Source organism: Sphingomonas sp. CROZ-RG-20F-R02-07 (assembly GCF_022662335.1).
GTDB lineage: Bacteria > Pseudomonadota > Alphaproteobacteria > Sphingomonadales > Sphingomonadaceae > Sphingomonas.
The window spans coordinates 1-302 of sequence record NZ_JAKNQJ010000059.1; the positions used below are offsets into that span (position 1 = coordinate 1).

General features: G+C 65.2%; 1 pseudogene. It reads right to left on the bottom strand.

Annotated features, from left to right (window positions below):
• Positions 1-302: pseudogene (locus tag L8H00_RS18705) on the bottom strand (IS5/IS1182 family transposase); the annotation flags it as partial.

Sequence of the window (302 nt, forward strand, 5' to 3'; positions counted from 1 at the left end):
AGGCGGTGTTGTCGCGGGTGACGACGTCGCGCAGCATCCTACCGTCGAAGCGTGCACCGTCGGTGACCTTGGCTGACCGGATGAAGCCATGGCGCCGACAGATGGCGATGCTGCTTTTGTAACCAAAGCTGGGAATCGCGATGTCGATCCCCGGCCTGCCGCCCGGCAGCGGTCGGGCCTTGGCGAACTTCACCGTCCAGCGTGCATCGGTATCCTTCTGCGCGGCTTTTGCCGGGTTCCCCGGCCATATCTCTGCGGCGCTCTTGCCCGCCTTGATCGCCTCCTTCTCGGCCGCGCTGTTC